The organism is Streptomyces laculatispora (assembly GCF_017353455.1).
Classification (GTDB): Bacteria; Actinomycetota; Actinomycetes; order Streptomycetales; family Streptomycetaceae; genus Streptomyces; species Streptomyces laculatispora.
The window spans coordinates 1-567 of record NZ_JAFMPZ010000065.1 but is presented as its reverse complement, the minus strand read 5'-3'; the positions used below and the strand labels follow the sequence as shown (position 1 = coordinate 567).

Annotated in this window: 1 pseudogene; it reads right to left on the bottom strand. The window is 67.0% G+C overall.

Annotated elements, in window-relative coordinates:
• Positions 1-57: 57 nt before the first annotated feature.
• Positions 58-261 (bottom strand): annotated as a pseudogene (locus J1C73_RS03005) (mycothiol transferase); the annotation flags it as partial.
• Positions 262-567 lie beyond the last annotated feature (306 nt).

Sequence of the window (567 nt, the reverse complement as noted above, 5' to 3'; positions counted from 1 at the left end):
ATCTCCGGCGCAGGACACTAGAGATTCCTGGTCACCCTCTGACCGTGCGAGCACACCTCATGCGCCAGTAGATCCGTCGATCTGCTCGCGGATGAGGTCGGCATGGCCGTTGTGACGTGCGTATTCCTCGATCATGTGCACCATGATCCAGCGCAGGGAGACTTCCTGATCGCCGACGTGCCCTGCTTCCTGTTCGGACAGGCGGCCGGAGTCGTCCAGCGACGCGTTAGCGATCAGCTCACGGCCACGGGAGATCTCCGCAGCGGCGAGACGTTCCGGGCTCAGAAGCCCTCGGACTGGCGGCGTGGAGCCTCGCCGTCCAGCACCCCGGGCCGCCCGCGAACCCGGCCGGGCGGTGTGGCGTCGACCACGGATAAAACGGTTGGACAAGGGGCCCAACCCGGCAAAAAGCGGACGCCGGTCGGACTGAGCGTCAGACAGCGGTCAAGGGGTGGCTTCACACGGTGGCACCGGCCCGTGTGCACATCCGCGTGCGGGCCGGACCTGTCACCGATCCGGCCGTATAGGGCCGGAGAATCGCGAGGACACGATGCCCACCGCCCCCAC